14 protein-coding genes are annotated in these 17,388 nt (G+C 35.7%); 5 read left to right on the forward strand and 9 right to left on the reverse strand.

Going from position 1 to position 17,388, the window contains the following annotated elements; translation table 11 throughout:
• Positions 1–88: 88 nt before the first annotated feature.
• The gene (locus AC07XU_RS08270) at positions 89–763 is read right to left on the reverse strand and encodes a DUF4290 domain-containing protein (protein ID WP_494943168.1); all 675 of its coding nucleotides are present in this window, start codon (positions 761–763) and stop codon (positions 89–91) included.
• Positions 764–1,255: 492 nt separating this feature from the next.
• The gene (locus AC07XU_RS08275; protein WP_494943801.1) at positions 1,256–3,541 is read right to left on the reverse strand and encodes an ATP-dependent helicase; all 2,286 of its coding nucleotides are present in this window, start codon (positions 3,539–3,541) and stop codon (positions 1,256–1,258) included.
• A gap of 431 nt (positions 3,542–3,972) precedes the next feature.
• On the opposite strand from AC07XU_RS08275, the gene AC07XU_RS08280 reads away from it, so the two are divergent.
• Positions 3,973–4,284: a DUF493 family protein gene (locus AC07XU_RS08280; protein WP_494943169.1), complete on the forward strand. Its 312-nt coding sequence runs from the start codon at positions 3,973–3,975 to the stop codon at positions 4,282–4,284.
• Positions 4,285–4,367: 83 nt separating this feature from the next.
• On the opposite strand, the gene AC07XU_RS08285 is transcribed toward AC07XU_RS08280, so the two are convergent.
• Together AC07XU_RS08285 and AC07XU_RS08290 are read right to left on the reverse strand one after the other, a co-directional pair.
• The gene (locus tag AC07XU_RS08285) at positions 4,368–5,873 is read right to left on the reverse strand and encodes a PH domain-containing protein (RefSeq protein WP_494943170.1); all 1,506 of its coding nucleotides are present in this window, start codon (positions 5,871–5,873) and stop codon (positions 4,368–4,370) included.
• A 1-nt stretch (position 5,874) separates the two neighbouring features.
• Positions 5,875–6,405 carry a PH domain-containing protein gene (locus tag AC07XU_RS08290; protein WP_494943171.1) on the reverse strand — a complete coding sequence of 177 codons (531 nt, stop codon included), beginning with the start codon at positions 6,403–6,405 and terminating at the stop codon, positions 5,875–5,877.
• Between the two features lie 152 nt (positions 6,406–6,557).
• Here AC07XU_RS08290 and AC07XU_RS08295 point away from each other — a divergent pair, with 152 nt between their 5' ends.
• Entirely contained in the window at positions 6,558–7,928 is a 1,371-nt protein-coding gene (locus AC07XU_RS08295; protein ID WP_494943172.1) for a dipeptidase, read from the forward strand.
• Positions 7,929–8,377: 449 nt separating this feature from the next.
• On the opposite strand, the gene AC07XU_RS08300 is transcribed toward AC07XU_RS08295, so the two are convergent.
• Genes AC07XU_RS08300 through AC07XU_RS08310 form a run of 3 tightly spaced genes read right to left on the reverse strand, consistent with a single transcriptional unit; the run spans position 8,378 to position 10,468 of the window.
• On the reverse strand, positions 8,378–8,755 hold the full coding sequence (locus AC07XU_RS08300) for a hypothetical protein (RefSeq protein ID WP_494943173.1): 378 nt from the start codon (positions 8,753–8,755) through the stop codon (positions 8,378–8,380).
• Entirely contained in the window at positions 8,745–9,914 is a 1,170-nt protein-coding gene (locus tag AC07XU_RS08305) for a hypothetical protein (protein WP_494943174.1), read from the reverse strand. Before AC07XU_RS08305 ends, AC07XU_RS08300 begins: the two co-directional genes overlap by 11 nt.
• Complete coding sequence (locus tag AC07XU_RS08310; protein ID WP_494943175.1) at positions 9,911–10,468, reverse strand: thermonuclease family protein; 558 nt, start codon at positions 10,466–10,468, stop codon at positions 9,911–9,913. Before AC07XU_RS08310 ends, AC07XU_RS08305 begins: the two co-directional genes overlap by 4 nt.
• 324 nt (positions 10,469–10,792) lie before the next feature.
• Between AC07XU_RS08310 and AC07XU_RS08315 the strand changes: the two genes are divergently transcribed.
• Entirely contained in the window at positions 10,793–11,644 is an 852-nt protein-coding gene (locus AC07XU_RS08315; RefSeq protein ID WP_494943176.1) for a glycoside hydrolase family 25 protein, read from the forward strand.
• A gap of 228 nt (positions 11,645–11,872) precedes the next feature.
• Here AC07XU_RS08315 and AC07XU_RS08320 read toward each other — a convergent pair whose 3' ends face one another.
• Positions 11,873–12,457 (reverse strand): GIN domain-containing protein, encoded by a 585-nt coding sequence (locus AC07XU_RS08320; protein ID WP_494943177.1) that lies wholly within the window; start codon positions 12,455–12,457, stop codon positions 11,873–11,875.
• Positions 12,458–12,718: 261 nt separating this feature from the next.
• Positions 12,719–13,816: a mandelate racemase/muconate lactonizing enzyme family protein gene (locus AC07XU_RS08325; RefSeq protein WP_494943178.1), complete on the reverse strand. Its 1,098-nt coding sequence runs from the start codon at positions 13,814–13,816 to the stop codon at positions 12,719–12,721.
• Positions 13,817–13,991: 175 nt separating this feature from the next.
• Between AC07XU_RS08325 and AC07XU_RS08330 the strand changes: the two genes are divergently transcribed.
• Both AC07XU_RS08330 and AC07XU_RS08335 read left to right on the forward strand, forming a co-directional pair.
• On the forward strand, positions 13,992–16,001 hold the full coding sequence (locus AC07XU_RS08330) for a thioredoxin domain-containing protein (protein ID WP_494943179.1): 2,010 nt from the start codon (positions 13,992–13,994) through the stop codon (positions 15,999–16,001).
• A 10-nt stretch (positions 16,002–16,011) separates the two neighbouring features.
• Positions 16,012–16,518: an FKBP-type peptidyl-prolyl cis-trans isomerase gene (locus AC07XU_RS08335; protein ID WP_494943180.1), complete on the forward strand. Its 507-nt coding sequence runs from the start codon at positions 16,012–16,014 to the stop codon at positions 16,516–16,518.
• Positions 16,519–17,388 lie beyond the last annotated feature (870 nt).

Here is a 17,388-nt window from a genome sequence, read left to right on the forward strand (position 1 = left end):
TATTGCGAGTTTACAAAGCCTGCCTATTGTTGGCATGCAATCTCCTTAATTTAGGAGAATTGATAAACACGAATAAAGCGCTTATGGATTAATATCTTTGTTTCGGGTTGTTATTCTTTTGGTGTCTGCCACCGTTATTGTTATTATTCTGACGACCTTTATTGTTGTTATTTTTGCCGCGGTTGTTGTTGTTTTGGCGATTAACTTGCGGCCTAAACTCTACTTTTTGCAAGTTAACATTTTCTTCAATTTCTAGTTTACCTTCAGAAAGTTCTCTTAAGTTTTTTAAGATCACTTCATCAGCAACATTATCTTTGTTCCATTGTACGTAAGCCATTTTCATAAAGTTGGCAACGCCTTGTACCATGGCTGCTTTACGTTCTGGATTTTCCTCCTCTATCGTTTTTTCAATCAGTTTTTCTACAGTTTTGCCGTAGTGTTTATACCTGATTTTTTGCTGCGGATAACCAATATGCGCTGGCTTAACCATTGCCGCTTCTGGTGTTGGTTTAGGATAAGGGCTATCAACATCAATCTTGTAATCAGAAATGATGTGTAAATGATCCCACAGTTTGTGTTTAAAATCGGCAACATCACGCAAATGCGGATTCAAAAAACCCATTAAGTCTATTACTGCCTGAGCATATTTATTGCGTTCTTCTTTAGTAGGCAAATCGATAATGTACTTTACCATATTTTGTACATTACGACCATACTCAGCTAAAATTAAGTCGCTACGAGTGGTATTATAATCGAAATTCATTTAAAAAAAATAATTATTGAAAATTAGGTATTGTTAGGCACATTATGAAATAACCAAAACAAAAAATAAATACTTGAGAAACAAGTGGTTATTTAAATGAGAAATTTTGGTTAAGAATTCACCGAAATGCTGAAGCCTTTAGTGTTGCTAAGGTAAGTAAATAATAAGTAAAACTGAAATTCTTCCTATTTCTTTGAGGCTTTATCAGAATTAAAAATTTAAAAAGAATTAAATTGGTGTTTTCGTCATGCTCAGCTTGACTGGGCATCGTAATGCGTTTTATGGACGATAATTATTAACCTTTTATAGCATTATGATTCCCGTTTTCACGGGAATGACGAGCTCACAATATTATTCTGCCAAATCAATCTTTAAAATCAATTCTGATACAGCCTCAAGGCTTAATTATCAAAAGCTATAAAAGATGCTGAAATAAATTTAGCATGACGACTCTTTAACCTCTGTGTTCTTAATTTCTTTGCGGTTAAAGACCTATTTCACTATTCTCAATTTCGCAAATTTTAACAACAACTGCTTATTCCCCAATCCCTGAAAAAACACTGTTGCTTTCACATCAGGTAAATTTCCCTCTAGGTTTACAATCTTCCCGAAACCAAATTTTTCATGTTCTACATCCATACCGTTTTGAAACTCATTAGCCGCATTAGGTGCAAAACCTGGAGTAGGTACGTGAGCTTTTGGTAAAATAGAAGTTGTTTTTGGTCTTATGGTAGCTGTACTTGTAGTTGGCTTTGGCGTAAACTCACGTTGTTGGCTCCAAGTTTTACGCTCGCTGTCAAAACTATTATCGCCAAAGCTACTTTTAGCCGGTTTAACCACTTCCAATTCTAAATAAGAAGGATTAATTTCATTGATAAAACGACTTGGTTCACAAGAAGTTAAAGTGCCCCAGCGGTAGCGAGAAGTAGCGTAGGTAATGGTTAATTTCTTTTCTGCACGAGTTATAGCCACATAAAATAAACGGCGCTCTTCTTCCAAATCAACACGAGAAGTTAACGACATTTGACTAGGGAAGAGGTTTTCTTCCAACCCTACAATAAAAACGTTTTTAAACTCTAAACCTTTGGCAGAGTGCACCGTCATTAACGAAACCGTATCAGCATCCTTGTCTTTATCTTTATCGTCATTGGTTAGCAATGCAATATCTTGCATAAAAATTGCCAAACTTCGGTCTTCAATATCTTCACGCTCGGCAAATTCTTTAATACCGTTCAACAATTCTTGTATGTTTTCGTAACGAGATCGGCCTTCAACGCTATCATCTGTATGCAACTCCTTTAAAATACCAGAGTGTTGTGCAATGTAAAGCGCAGTTTCATAAGCATCCAATTTCTTAGATTCTGCCGCAAAACTTTGTATCATTACCGCAAAATCATTAAGCTGATTAGGAATACGGCCATCCACATATTGATGCGCATTGCAAATCACCTGCCACATCGTAATGTCGTTTTTATCGGCAGCAACAGATATTTTTTCTAACGTAGTATCGCCCAAACCTCTTCGTGGGTAATTAATAACTCGTTTAATTGCCTCCTCATCTGCCGGATTAAAAGTTAAACGGAAATAGGCGATTAAATCTTTAATCTCCTTACGTTGATAAAAAGATAAACCACCATAAATTTTATAAGGCACATTTAGTTTGCGCAAAGCCTCCTCCATTGCTCTACTTTGCGCATTGGTACGGTATAAAATCGCAAAATCTTTGTAAGTAATTCCCGCGTTCAATCTGTCTTGTACAATCGCTTCGGCAACTAATTTACCTTCTTCGTTATCAGAAAACGCTCTTGAAACCTTAATTCTATCACCTTTTTCATTGGCAGAGAAAACATTTTTCTCTAACTGATTTTTATTATTGGCAATAATACTATTGGCAACCTCAACAATGTTTTGGGTCGAGCGGTAGTTCTGTTCCAATTTATAAACCTTCAAATCAGGGTAATCACGCTCAAAATTTAAAATGTTTTGGATGTTTGCCCCACGGAAAGCATAAATACTTTGAGCATCATCACCAACTACACAGATATTTTCGCTTGCTGCCGTTAGTTTTTTCACAATCGTATATTGCGAAAAGTTGGTATCCTGGTACTCATCAACCATTAAATACTTAAACTTATGCTGGTATTTATTTAATACATCAGGATGATTTTTCAATAAAACGTTGGTTTTAAACAACAAATCATCAAAATCCATTGCCCCAGCCTTGTAGCAACGTTTGGCATAAGTATCGTAAATTAAACCCAACAGCGGACGTTTATTCCCTGCATCTTCCGCCTGTATTTGGTCGTTTTCTAAATATTCGCTAGCAGAAATTAAGTTGTTTTTTGCAGCCGAAATTCGGTTATAAACTACGTTTGCAGCATATAATTTATCATCAAGCTGCATTTCTCTTAAAATGGTACGAATTAAACTTTTGCTATCATCCGTATCGTAAATGGTAAAGTTGCTCGGATAACCAATTTTCTCAGCTTCAACACGTAAAATTTTGGCAAAAACAGAGTGAAACGTACCCATCCAAATGTTTTTAGCTTCATTACCAACCACTTTGGCAATACGCTCACGCATATCTTTACTGGCTTTATTGGTAAAAGTCAACACTAAAATATTAAAAGCATCAACACCTTTCTCTATCAAATGCGCCACACGGTAAGTAATAACCCTTGTTTTGCCCGATCCCGCACCAGCAACAATCATTACTGGTCCGTCGGTGTTTTCTACTGCTGCTCTTTGTTGTGGGTTTAATCCTGCTAAATAATCCAAATCCGCTTCTATCTTTTTGAGGTTCAAAAATAACAAATTATGCGGTGGTATTAAAAAGTGTTGGTAAAAATAAAAGCCCCACCCAACCCTCCCCAGTAGGGAGGGCTTAGCAAAGTCCCCTTTAGAGCCTGCTCCGATTTAATATCGAAGGGATTTTGGGGTAAAGTATGTCCTGTGTTTTATAGCAATGTTAGTCCTTTGCTCCGCTCAAATTCCGCCGAAGAAAAATCGGCGTCATAACCGCTTCGCCAAGGTTTATTGCCGTTAGGCTTATGCAATAAACAAAGGTTGCAGGGTGTAAATGGTTGGTGCGGTAAAAGTTTTGGTTCACGGAAACACGAACCACGGATTTGGCGATACAATCGCTTAGCTCAAACATCCTCTTTACAACCGAGAACGATTTTGGGAACGGATTTTGATATATTGTTGTTATGACAGATAAAAATATAGAGTTTAGAGATATTCCTGAGGGCGGGAGTGATGACGCTTTTGCTAGTTTAAAAGAGAGATTAGAAACAGTTGAGCATTTCCCAAGTATTTATAATTTTAAATTTATTATAACTGGTGGCATGGATAAAATAGAAAAATTACGAGAAGTTTTACTCGACGATGAGTTTATAGAAAAGCCATCTAAAACGGATAAATATATTTCTATAACCGTAAAAAAAGAAATGCAGAATGCTGATGAGGTTATTGCCATTTATAAAAAAGTTGGTGTCATTAAAGGAATTATGATGCTTTAATGCTGATGTAATCATATAAGATTTATAAAAGTAAATGTAGTGAGTTATTGTAGGTTTATTCTAATTTTAAACCTAAACTCGCCTCACATCCAATCCTTATCACCGCTCTCTACCTGATACAACCAATAGTTAACCAATTTTTTAATCTCTGTATAATTGCCAAACTTATAATGAATTATACCAGCAGCGGTATGTAAATCTACATGCCCAACATCAACACTTTTATGCCAAGGATATTGAAAAGTGCTTATCGCTTGTATTTTATGCGGAAAAATATGATCGTATGATACATCCCAAATGCCAGATTTTTTGATGATAAATTCCTGATTAACCATTAAACGATGTCTGCGGTAGCTAAAATAAATCATCACTAAAACCAGAATGAAATAGACAATAGCCAAAGGATAAAAAACCATCACCTCTGGTATGTTTAAAGCTACAATCAAAAAAATTCCGACCGGCAAAACCGCATTAAACAAAATGGGTAGGTTTAAAAACCTAAAATTAGGTAGGTAAGTTTTGGTTGCATCTGGCAATTGGCCCAAAATGATTTTTAATATCTCATCTTTTTCTGCAGAGCTGCAACCTGGCAAGCTCAAATTAGATTTTTCTAAATCCTTTGCATCAGTAGGCGTGCCAGATGTTGCTTGTTTTAAGTTTAGGTTTAAAATATTTAGTTTTCTCTGAAAATAATTCTGACTGTAGCTCGTAATCTGCACCTTGTTTGGGTTTAGCAAAGTATTTTTCTTAGTTAACAAACCAGCAGAAATTAACAAAGAGTGTTTGTGTTTGCTAATTTTAAAATCATAAAACTTAACTACAGTTCTGATGATATTAATCACCAGCAATGAAATAATTAATGCTGCAACTAAAATCCCGATTGATGCTACATTAATTCCTCTTTCAATGGCAGCTTCAACCTGTCCATTATCTGTATCAAAAGCTCTCAAAAGCTCTTTGGCATTATGAAAAACTGCATAGGCAAAACCAATTAACAACGCCAAACTGCTACCATAGTTAGAGGTTAAACCCACCTTCAATAAAGTCGATAAACTAAGTTTGATAAACGGCTTTTCAGTCTCTAATTTTTGGTCATTATCATCAATTACTGTATCATCAGCTACTTTATTGCCGTTCAACAAATGTTCTTTTAATCTATAAGCCGAAGCTTCATCAATGGCTTTTATGCTCACTTCTTTGTCGGCACCACCTGCAGTATCAATTTCTAAACTAAAAACGCCAACCATTTTTTGTAAAAAAGATTGATTAATATTTACCTGCTGTATCTTCTCTAGCGGAATAGTCAATAAGGTTTTGTTAAAAATACCTTTGTTAATTACAAATTCTTGCTTTTCATTATCTAAAAAGAAGGTGAACTTTAAATAATTTAGGTACGAAAACAGAATGGTTACCAATAAAATAATCGCTGCTCCCACAAAAAAGTAAATCAAGTTGCTTTTTTCAGATTTTAAAAGAAAAATAATAAATGGAAAAAATAGTGCTCTGATAACTTTTTGAGCAGCATAACCGGCCATAATTACAATACCAGCAGCAGATTGCCTTTGCGGTTTACTAAAATCGTTTTCCATCTTATTCTGCGGCTGCATCAACAATTAAATCCAATCTTTTAACCAAAACCTCTTTTATAATTCTGGCTTTTTCAACTTCAATACCAGCAATATGAACATGCCCGGTTGCGCCACCAGCCGTAAAAATCTGTAAAGTGGCCAATTTGTAACTTCTAGAAATAATGCCTTCATCTAAAGCTACATGCTGTATTCTGTTAATAGGGATAATCGTTGTTGTTTCGGCAATCACACCATGTTTATAAATAATATCTTTCTCTCGCAATGCAAAACCTCTTTTTTTAAAACTTAGCCTGTAAATAAAAAATAACAAGGCAGCAAATATTAAATAACCAACAATAGGATACAGCAGATTTGGCCTTTTCTCATCAATTAAGAAAAAAAATAAACCTAAACAGGCACCTATAAGTAGAAGCACAATGCTCAGGTTGATCACAATTACATTCCAATATTTTGGGTTAGGAGGGCTTAATTCAATATCTTGATATTGGGGTAGCTTATCTAAATCGATAGGTTCGTTTGTAAATTCTTGCATAGTTCTGATTTCTGCCTAAATATACAAATCAAAGTTTTTGGTGTGATAAGAATTAGATTTTATTTCTTTTTATCCAATAATCACCAAATCGGATGTGTGTATGTGGTTCCAAATTTAAACAGTTTCCTATATTTGTTTAAAATATAAATGTTATGCAAGAAATCAAGAAATATGTAGAAGATAACAAGCAACGTTTTTTAGACGAGTTGTTTGAGTTGTTACGTTTTCCATCGGTTAGTGCCGATCCTAAATATAAAGGTGATGTGTTAAAAACGGCTGATTTTGTTGCGCAAAAATTAAAGGATGCCGGAGCAGATCAAGTTGAAATTTGCGAAACAGCAGGTTATCCGATAGTTTATGGCGAAAAAATTATTGATGCCAGTTTACCAACCGTATTAATTTACGGTCATTACGATGTGCAACCAGCAGATCCCTTAGAATTATGGCATACACCTCCTTTTGAACCAACCGTTCGCGATGGCAAAATTTACGCTCGTGGTGCTTGCGATGATAAAGGTCAGTTTTACATGCACGTAAAAGCATTCGAATTGATGATGAAAACCAACACTTTAGCCTGTAACGTTAAGTTCATGATTGAAGGTGAGGAAGAAGTTGGTTCTGCAAACTTGGGTATTTTTGTTAAAGCCAACACCGAGCGTTTAAAGGCAGATGTAGTTTTAATTTCCGATACTTCGATGATTAGCATGGAAAACCCTTCTATTGAAACTGGTTTGCGTGGTTTAGCTTATATGGAAGTAGAAGTTGTTGGTCCGAACCGCGATTTACACTCTGGTGTGTATGGTGGCGCAGTGGCAAACCCGGCTACAATTTTGTGTAAAATGATTGCTTCTTTACATGATGAAAACAACCACATTACCATTCCTGCTTTTTACGATAAAGTAATCGAGCTGAGCGATGAAGAGAAAAAAGCTTTAAATTCTGCTCCGCATGATGACGAAGAATACAAACAAGATTTAGCCATTGACGAAATTTGGGGCGAAAAAGGTTATTCTACTTTAGAGCGTACCGGTACCCGACCAACTTTAGAGGTTAACGGTATTTGGAGCGGTTACATTGGCGAAGGTGCAAAAACAGTATTGCCAAGTAAAGCCAACGCTAAAATTTCGATGCGTTTAGTGCCAAACCAAAGTTCTGAAGAGATTTCTGAGATTTTTGCCAAACATTTCGAAAGCATTGCGCCAAAAGGAGTGAAGGTTAAAGTTACCCCACACCACGGTGGCGAGCCTGTGGTTACGCCAACAGATAGCGTGGCCTACAAAGCTGCCGAAAAAGCCATTGAAGATAGTTTTGGTAAAAAGCCAATTCCAACTCGTGGCGGTGGTAGTATTCCTATTGTGGCATTGTTCGAAGATGTTTTGGGTATCAAATCTGTACTTTTTGGTTTCGGTTTAGATAGCGATGCTTTACACTCGCCAAACGAAAAATACGATATTTATAACTATTACAAAGGCATCGAAACTTTGCCATTGTTCCATAAATATTTTGCAGAATTGAGTAAGTAAGATTGTCACGCTGAGCGCTTGCCCGCCGTGGCTGGTAGTCGAAGCGCTCTAGTAGGTCTTCGACTACGCTCAGACTGACATTATTTAGAAATTTAAACGATTACTCAGTTAAACTGAATAAAGAATTCCCTGTTTATTCAATTAAGCAGGGATTTTTTTTGAAAACGAATGGCAGTTTTACATCGCTGCTGCAGTCCCGCCATTGCCTATAGTCCTCGTTTCGCTGCGCTACACTTCGGGCTATTTGGCGCTGTCGGGTTTATAAAACAAAGGGTTGGGTTTTATAGGGGTAAGGTTAATGGTGTGCGGCTTTACGAAGAAGCGGATTTTGGAGCTCTAAACTGGAAACACACCACAAAAGTTAATGCTAGGTGGAATGTTCAATTAACCTCTGAACCAGCTGTTTTGCAAAATCGCTGTTAGCGGTCTATGGATTTGAGTCAGCTTGTTTATTTCCAAAATACAATTACTAATGCTGCAATGATTACAACTCCTAGAATTACCAAAACTGGAATGATTAATTTAGTGTCGCCACCTTTCATTTCAATTTCAAATGTCCCTGAACCTGTCTTGATTGTCTGCTTTGATTTGACATACATTCCTTGTTTATTCAATGCTGTCAATTCACCCATAATCGCCATAAGGTCATTTTGAGCAATTTGGCTTTGAGTAATTTTTTCCAAAGCACCTTTTCTTATTTCAACATCGTCTGATGCTACACGCAATGTAAGTTCGTGTCTGTCATCGTCTGTCAGAGTAGGGATTTTGGTTATGATATCAATGATTTTTGTATTATCAAGTCTTGCAAGTTGATTGTTATTGTCCATATGTTTTGAATTCTTTTGTTAATGTTTTAAGTTGTTTAATCTCTTCGCTTATAAGATTCAATACAAAAATACCCACAAAGAAACCACCAAATATAAGCAAAGTAAAAAGTTTATGATTTATTGCCAAAGAAACCAAAGTGATTATTACAATGATGTAAATAGCAAGCTTTATTGAAGAGATAATAATTGAGGTCTTTAATAATTTGAAGGGCTTCATTTGTGATTTCAGAGATAAGATACCGCCTTCGCCTTGAAAATTTGAATTCATACTTACTTCACTTTCTCCATATGAAAGTTCTTCGTAATGTGCAAAAAACAATGATATGTCGTTTGCATTTAAGAATGAATTACAAATTGCTTTGTTACCTTCTTTATGAATTGATACGAGTTCATATGCGAGGTATTTGTCCGAATATTCTTTAAACCGGCTATTAGTTTCAATTTCTTTAATCTTAAATTTTGGAATCTCTACATCTTCAACGCTTGTATTTGTTATATCAACTTTTGAATTGAATAATGTGATTGAATAATTAGCAGAAAAAATTCCACGCTTAAATTTGAACATATAAGGAAGGAATATATTGAAGTCTCTCTCGATTTGGTCAAATGCCTTTTGTAGTTTTATTTCAAGAATGTACTTACTTATTTCAAGTGCTTCATTCTTTTCATCTTCAGTCAAGATATTAAACCTGAAATTTCGGATTGTCAGAGATTGTATCTTTTCATATTCTTTTTCAAAGATTGAAACAACTTCTTGTGGTCGTTTTAACTTTGTTGTCTGCCTAAAAGTTGTCTTTTGACTTGACTGATATGACTTAACCGAATTTCTTATGGAGGCCATAAATTCGTGTATGCCTAATTTATGCTTGGCGCTGTCATCGAGAAATTTAGGCATTAAGGATAAAATCCTTTCTTTCATTAAGTCAGTCAAATGATAATCTCCATTTGCCCATTCGGAGTATTTTTTTTTCAGATATGCAAATGAACGCGAACCGTAAACATCATAATAGTAGTTTGATAAATTTCTTCTCGTTTCTAAATCTGCTGTAAAAAACTCTTGAAGCAGAAATTGTGCGTAGTCAAGGTATTCCGTTGTAAAATCAATTTCCTTTTCAGAGAAATAGAATTTAGATTGATATGTCCTATATCCCCAACTCATCTTTTGAAATAGGTATAAAGTCCAACAAATAATAGTATCAAAACCAAAGAGCCAACGAAGTATGTTTTTAGTGAAAGGTCTTGCCAAAATGTTTCCTTTTTTTCTTGCTCTTTAATGATTGTTTTTTTCTTGCTGTCTTCCCAAATTCCTTTGTTTGTTTCTCTTGCTTGTAGTTGAGCTTGCTCATAATCGTTTGATTTGCTGAAATTGTATTTAAGATAAGCGAAAGCAAAGCCGTCTGAAACCATTTTTTTATTGATGTCAACACCGTCAAGAATTACATACCTTAAAAGTCGTTGATAACGGTCTCGGTCATTGGAAATGTTGTCGGTTTGCAGGTCAACGATTTTGTTTACGATTAGGTCTGATAGATATTGCTTTGCTTCTTTTCCAAATATGTCTGAAGTCTCAGGAGCATTTATTCCGATAAGTCTAACTTTTTCGCCCGTCTCTGTTTCAAAAGTGTCACCGTCAATTACTCTCGTCACTTTGGTTGTTGTTCCAAAGCAAAAAAAAGTTGTCAGTAATAATATGTATGTTATTGTCTGTCTCATTGTCGTAGTTGTGGTCTTCTCGCCATACCGCCACTTGTTCCATTTGCTAATAATCTGAGTATACTCTGATAAACACGAATATAAACCTTTAATAGTCATTCATTAAAGTAATTTTTCCACATCAAAAATTAACCAACCGCAAGCTACAAATTACTATAACCAATTCTTTACGGTTTCCCGTAATCCATTTATAATTCAATATTCAAATACTGCCAAACCATAAATTTTTAGCTTTGTGATACATTTCTATTCGCCGCAAATTTTCGTCGAATAGAAATGTTATTTACCACAGATAAACACCTAAATTTTTATCAACTTTGTAACATGCCTCCAATAAAAAGAAAGCCTGTAGCAAGAAAACCCATTACACGTAAAAAGCCAAGCAAACCATTTGCTACCAAATGGAAAGTTGCTTTGGCGGGTTTGCTGTTAATTTTGCTTTCTCCATTTTATTATGGTTATGTGTTAAAATTCGCTTCGACAACTTGGTTTTGGTTGCGCCACCCAACTGATGATGTGAACTATAGAACTTATGAAAGTTTTGCGATCAAAATTCCTAAAAAACATCAAATACACGGCATAGATGTTTCTTACTACCAAGGAAAAATAGATTGGCATAAGGTAAAAGCAATGGAAGAAGATGGTGTTAAAGTTAGCTTCGCATTTATTAAAGCAACCGAAGGCATTTTATTAGTCGACCCGTATTTTCAACGCAATTGGCGTGAAGCACCCAAAGCAGGTTTAAAAGTGGGTGCTTATCATTTTTTCAGACCGAAAAAATCGGGTTTATGGCAAGCCAACTTCTTTTTGCAAACCGCTAGTTTCGAAAAAGGAGATCTACCACCAGTTGTTGATATCGAAAGTTTAGATGGTGTTTCGCCAGAAAAAATGCGCAAAGAGTTAAATGCTTTTGTTATCCAGGTAGAAGAAAAAACCAAAGTTAAACCCATTATTTATTCTGGTTTAAAGTTTTACAAAGACAACCTAAAAGGGTTTTATAACGATTATCCACTTTGGGTGGCTCATTACCATCAGCCTAAGCTAAAACTAGCAGAAGATAGCTGGGATTTTTGGCAACACTCCGATAAAGCCCGCATCAATGGGATCAATCATGTGGTAGATTTTAATGCCTTTAATGGCGATAGTTTGAAACTTCAGCAAATGCTGATTAAATAATTTGCTTTTTGGCGATTTGCTTTTTTGTAGCAGAACCCCTGTTATATAAACCTGATAGCGCCGAATAGCCCGAAATGGATCCGCCGCGGCGGAGAAATGAGGCTATAGGCAATAGCAGGACTACAGAAGCGATGAAAATAAAGCCTTCATTTTCAAAAAAAAACTTATAAAAAAAAGTCTACCGTTTAGAGGAAGACTTTTTTGAAAATAGTTTGTTTGGTTTATCTATTATCTTCTTGAAGCTACATAAACATCAGAAGCAGACATATCTGTTTTTTTAGATTTGAAACCCTGCAAGGTAATTCTCGATGTTTTATCCATATTAATGCTGTACAAATCTGTCTCACCGTTTAGGCTTATAATTGATGCATCTTTAATGCTAGTATATAAACTTTCTGTTTTTGCATTGATATTTACAAATGCATTATCTTTTGTAAATACTTGAAGATATTTTAAAGTCAGCGGATTTTCTGTTGTTACTACAGCATTTTCATCAGCTTCAATTCTATAAATATCATCAACATAAATAGTAATTTTTCCATTGTGTTTCGAAGTAACGTAAACGGCATCTCCAATTTTTTTAACCGAAACTCTTTCAGTTCCTTCATTGGTATACAGAACTCTTGATTTTGAATTTTGTACAACAGTTACTTCTGCATTGCCACTAATTTTTATTTTTTTTACAGATGATATATCTATAGCACTTGCAGATACAGAAGTTGGTTTTAATGCTGAATTAGCATAAATATTTGATGTTGAGAATGTTAAAGCGATTAAGCTTGTTGCGATTAAGGTTTTGATTGAAGTTTTCATGATTGCTAAGTTTTGTTTGTGATTTGATTATAAGACGCACACAATCAAAAAACGTTGCAAGCAAAAACAGCTTATTATACGAAAACTTCGTAATCATCGACGAACAGGGATTTAATTTAGACGAAATTTTTTATTCGTCATATCGAACGCAGCGCAGCGAGGAGATATCTGTTACCAAAGAATTAAAACAGAGTTGAATAAACTTTTCTCTATGGTAAAGAACTTACAGATTTCTCCTCGTTCCTCGTTCGAAATGACGGATTAGATTGTCCAACGCTCACATGTTTTCAAAAACTCTTCATCAGCATCTGCTCCAATACCAATGGTTTCGGGTACATCTAAAAAGTAACCATCGTAAGTTAAACCACCGATAACAGGATCAACCAAATGACCAAGTAAACAGGTGTCTAAATCAAAAAACACCACATTCGGGCTTGCTAATGCAAAATGTAAATTAGCTGTTAAAGCAATTCTACTTTCTAGCATGCTACCAATCATGCATTTTACGCCATGTTTTAAAGCTTCCTCGTGTATTTTTTGCGCTTCTAAAATACCACCAGATTTAGAAAATTTGATGTTAATGTATTCGCAAGCCTGACTATTAATCAGCTTTCTAGCATCGTGATGGTTGTAACAACTTTCATCAGCCATTAATTTAATAGGCGAGTTTATGTTCAATTCTGGCAATTTGTCATCGTACCAAGTACGCATGGGTTGTTCACAAAATTCAATATTTTGGTCAGCCAGTTCGCCCAGCGCAAATAAAGCATCATCAAAACTCCAGCCTTGGTTGGCATCCAAACGTAAAATCATTTCATCGCCCACGGCAGCTCTAATTTGTTTTACACGTTCAATATCATCATTTACTTTTTTGCCCAATTTAATTTTGATAATTCTGCAACCATTTTGCTGGTATTTCAATGCAGTTTGCGCCATACCATCAGGCGTATCAATACCAATCGTCATGTCGGTTTCAATCGTCTTTTTTTGTCCACCTAAAAATTGATACAAAGGCAATTTTGCATTTTTTGCGGCAATATCAAATAAAGCCATATCAAAAGCACTCTTGATGGTCGAATTGTGATCTGCGTAAGCCAATAAATCTTGCATTCGCTCAGGTATCTCTAGCGGATTTTTGCCTTTCAAAATCTGAGCAAAATCTTTAGCCATCGCCAAACAAGTTTCTTGAGTTTCGCCTACAATCATCGGAAAAGCCGAGCATTCGCCCACACCATGTATTCCTCCGTCGGTATAAATCCTGATTAAAACATTTTGCGCAAAGTGCATCGTACCAGTAGCAATTACAAAAGGCTCCATTGGTATGCTAAAGCGATATATTTCGGTATGGGTAATTTTCATTTTCTTTTTTGAGATATGAGACAATAGATATGAGATGTGAGATCCGAAAGCTATCGGATTAAGAACGCTAAAGTAAAAAACAAAACTAAATGAAAAGGGTTAAATAGATAATTTATATTTTTACGAGGTTTCAGCGACATGTCTCAAATCTCACATCTCAAATCTCACCTCTAAAATGCAAGAACCAAACAACCTTATTCACGCATCATCACCATACTTATTACAACACGCTTATAATCCGGTAGAGTGGCACGAGTGGAATGCCGAAGCACTTGAAAAAGCGAAAAAGGAAAATAAATTGATTTTAGTAAGTATCGGCTATTCGGCCTGCCATTGGTGCCACGTGATGGAGCATGAAAGTTTTGAGAGTTTTGAAGTTGCCGAGGTAATGAACAAACATTTCGTTTGCATTAAAGTAGATCGAGAAGAAAGACCAGATATTGATCAGATTTATATGTTGGCTGTACAATTGATGAATGGAAACGGCGGTTGGCCATTAAACGCAATTTGTTTGCCAGATCAGCGACCAATTTACGGTGGTACTTATTTTCGCAAAAACGATTGGATAAACATTTTAGAAAATGTGGCCGATTTATGGAAAAACGAACCAGATAAAGCACAAAATTATGCAGAGCGATTAACAGATGGCATTCATCAGGCCGAAAAGATAATTCCGACTATAAATGAAATCGAGTTTGAGTTAACACAGTTAGAAGAAATTATTGAACCTTGGAAACGTCACTTTGACATCAATTTAGGCGGTTACAACCGATCACCAAAATTTCCATTACCAAACAATTGGAGCTTTTTATTGCGATATAGCTTTTTAGCTGCCGAAGAAGCAACTTTTATGGCCACTTGCACTACCTTAGAAAAAATGAGCATGGGTGGTATTTACGATCAAATTGGTGGCGGCTTTGCCAGGTACTCGGTTGATGATAGATGGCATGTGCCTCACTTTGAGAAAATGTTGTATGATAATGCTCAACTCATTAGTTTATACGCAGAAGCTTATCAATGTCTAAAATTTAAGCCTTTTGTGCAAGTAATTATTGATACCATTGATTGGACTTTTAGAGAAATGAGTGCAGAAAATGGCTTATTCTATTCTGCACTAGATGCGGATAGCGAAGGGGTTGAAGGTAAATTTTACGTTTGGGATAAAATAAAATTTGATGAAATACTTGGTGAAGATGCTACGCTAATGGCCGAATATTTTGATGTTACAGATGAGGGTAATTGGGAAGAAGAGCACACTAACATTTTAAGAAGAACAAAAACCGATGAAGAGATTTTAGAAAAATATAAGCTAGATGCCGAAACTCTTTATGAAAAAGTTGCCTTAGCAAAGGCGAAATTATTAGATGAGCGTAGCAAACGAATAAGGCCAGGTTTAGATGATAAATGTTTAACCGCTTGGAACGCCATGATGATTAAAGCATTGTGCGATGCATCACAAGTGCTAGCTTACCCAGAATATTACGAAAGAGCTAAACTTGCCGCCAATTTTATTTTAGACAATTCGGTAGCCCCAGATGGAGGTTTATTTAGAAACTACAAAAATGGAAAGGCAAGTATAACCGGGTTTTTAGATGATTATGCTTTTATGATAGAGGCTTTGATTGCACTTTATGAAGCAGATTTTAACGAAGAATGGTTAGCCGAAGCTAAATCATTAAGTAATTATGTGCTTAAAAACTTTAAAGATGATGAAAGCGATATGTTCTTTTATACTGCTGCCAACGGCGAAGCTTTAATTGCACGCAAGCATGAAGTAATGGATAACGTTATACCAGCATCAAACTCGGTAATGGCGCAAAATCTACAAAAATTAGGACTGTTTTATGATGATGAAAATTACCGTAATCAGGCATCAGCTATGCTAAAATCGGTTTTACCACGCATAAAAGCTTATGGTTCTGCTTATGCTAACTGGAGCATACAATTGCTAAATGAAGTGTATGGCGTTAATGAAATTGCCATAGTTGGTGAGGATGTTTCAGCAGAAAAAAAGGAGTTCAATAATTTCTACATCCCTAATAAAATTACATTAGGCGGAACAAAAAGTGAGCTTCCCTTGTTAAAAGATAAGCAAAGCCAGCAAACAAAAATTTATATTTGCCGAAATAAAACTTGCCAACTGCCTGTAAGTACGGTTGCCGAGGCAGTAAAATTTATTAATTAAAATAAAATAGATGAATATCAATTCAAACACAGTAGTGTCTATAACTTATGAACTACACACTACAACTCCAGAAGGTCAGCAAGTTTTTGTTGAAAAAGCAAACGAAGAACAACCATTAGTATTTTTATATGGTGTAGGCATGATGTTGCCTAAATTTGAAGAGCATTTAGCTGGCTTGAAAGCTGGCGACGAATATAGTTTTGAACTTTCTGCTGCAGATGGTTACGGCGAAATTGATGCTACTGCTCACGTAGATTTGCCAATTAGCATGTTTGCAGAGGCTGGTCCAGATTTGCCAAACGTTGGCGATGTTATTCCTTTACAAGATAACCAAGGAAATCAATTCCGTGCTGGTGTAACTGGTGTACACGAAGAGCATATCTCGGTAGATTTAAATCACCCAATGGCTGGTAAAAATTTAATTTTTGCTGGTAAAGTTTTAACTGTACGTGAAGCAACTGCTGATGAGTTAAGTCATGGTCACGCTCACGGTGCTGATGGACATTCTGGTCACTAAGAAATAAATAAATAATTTTTAAGAGACGTTCTTTTTAGAGCGTCTTTTTTTATGCTTTGTCATTCTGAACGCAGTGAAGAATCTCACAGATTATATTCCAACTATGAGATGCTTCCAAATTCGGAATGAAAAGATTAGAATTATATTAGGTTGGTCCAATAATATTCTCTGAGCAAAATAGATAAGGTTTGAAAAGCAAAACCTCTTTTCTGTAGGTCATTTCAGCCCCGCTATTCGTTTCTGCCGAAAAAAAATCGGCATCCACTGCTATCGGGTTTATTTAACGTTAGCCTCTATTACTATGAGGGGCTGCAAATTTCCCAAAAACTATAGGCTATGTAATATAAACCTGATTGAATGAAAAGCCCAAACGATTTTTCATCGGTTTGGGCTTGTAAGAAAAGCAGGGCTACAGAAACGATGGAAAAGTTACATTCGTTTACAAACCCTTATCTAAGTAAAAAATTAAAGCGCTTCGGCTTATACCAAACCAATAGGTGAACTATTGGTGTCTCAACTGCTGAAAATAATCTAGTAGTGTGCTGTGTGCCACAGACCACGGAATAAATAAATAATTTTTAAAAGACGTTCTTTTTAGAGCGTCTTTTTTTATGCTTTGTCATTCTGAACGCAGTGAAGAATCTCACAGATTGTCAAAATTCGGAATGAAAAGATTAGAATTATATTAGGTTGGTCCAATAATATTCTCTGAGCAAAATAGATAAGGTTTGAAAAGCAAAACCTCTTTTTTATAGGTTATTTCAGCCCCGCTATTCGTTTCTGCCGAAAAAAAATCGGCATCCACTGCTATCGGGTTTATTTAACGTTAGCCTCTATTACTATGAGGGGCTGCAAATTTCCCAAAAACTA

The organism is Pedobacter sp. GW456-11-11-14-TSB4 (assembly GCF_059424425.1).

Coding starts and splice junctions, on each gene's coding strand:
- AC07XU_RS08270 (WP_494943168.1), bottom strand. CDS start 763: ATGAATTTCGATTATAATACCACTCGTAGCGACTTAATTTTAGCTGAG.
- AC07XU_RS08280 (WP_494943169.1), top strand. CDS start 3,973: ATGACAGATAAAAATATAGAGTTTAGAGATATTCCTGAGGGCGGGAGT.
- AC07XU_RS08285 (WP_494943170.1), bottom strand. CDS start 5,873: ATGGAAAACGATTTTAGTAAACCGCAAAGGCAATCTGCTGCTGGTATT.
- AC07XU_RS08290 (WP_494943171.1), bottom strand. CDS start 6,405: ATGCAAGAATTTACAAACGAACCTATCGATTTAGATAAGCTACCCCAA.
- AC07XU_RS08295 (WP_494943172.1), top strand. CDS start 6,558: ATGCAAGAAATCAAGAAATATGTAGAAGATAACAAGCAACGTTTTTTA.
- AC07XU_RS08300 (WP_494943173.1), bottom strand. CDS start 8,755: ATGGACAATAACAATCAACTTGCAAGACTTGATAATACAAAAATCATT.
- AC07XU_RS08305 (WP_494943174.1), bottom strand. CDS start 9,914: ATGAGTTGGGGATATAGGACATATCAATCTAAATTCTATTTCTCTGAA.
- AC07XU_RS08310 (WP_494943175.1), bottom strand. CDS start 10,468: ATGAGACAGACAATAACATACATATTATTACTGACAACTTTTTTTTGC.
- AC07XU_RS08315 (WP_494943176.1), top strand. CDS start 10,793: ATGCCTCCAATAAAAAGAAAGCCTGTAGCAAGAAAACCCATTACACGT.
- AC07XU_RS08320 (WP_494943177.1), bottom strand. CDS start 12,457: ATGAAAACTTCAATCAAAACCTTAATCGCAACAAGCTTAATCGCTTTA.
- AC07XU_RS08325 (WP_494943178.1), bottom strand. CDS start 13,816: ATGAAAATTACCCATACCGAAATATATCGCTTTAGCATACCAATGGAG.
- AC07XU_RS08330 (WP_494943179.1), top strand. CDS start 13,992: ATGCAAGAACCAAACAACCTTATTCACGCATCATCACCATACTTATTA.
- AC07XU_RS08335 (WP_494943180.1), top strand. CDS start 16,012: ATGAATATCAATTCAAACACAGTAGTGTCTATAACTTATGAACTACAC.